The sequence below is a fragment of the Paraburkholderia sp. RL18-085-BIA-A genome, from assembly GCF_046027075.1.
GTDB lineage: Bacteria > Pseudomonadota > Gammaproteobacteria > Burkholderiales > Burkholderiaceae > Paraburkholderia.
This window is the reverse complement of the sequence record NZ_JARESU010000744.1, coordinates 1-204: the sequence shown is the minus strand read 5'-3', so window position 1 is coordinate 204 and position 204 is coordinate 1. Positions and strand designations below refer to the sequence as shown.

At 72.5% G+C, this 204-nt stretch carries 1 protein-coding gene; it reads left to right on the top strand.

What is annotated here, in order from left to right:
- Positions 1 to 204 (top strand): hypothetical protein (locus P0D89_RS54645; protein ID WP_408379968.1); only part of this gene is annotated, 204 nt, incomplete at both ends.

Here is a 204-nt window from a genome sequence, read left to right as displayed (position 1 = left end):
TGCGTCGAGGTCGGTGTCAGCGGCGACCTGCCTGCGTCCGTTGGCGCGGTTCGTGCCGTGCCGGCCATCGAGGTCGGGCGGCAGTTCAAGCGCATCGATCGGACGCGGGGCGGGCAGGGCGGTGGGCTGGTCGACGGGGCGGCGGGGCCGGGGTTCGGGCGGGACGTCAGGAGGCGCGCAGCCCGCCGGATAAATTCAACATTA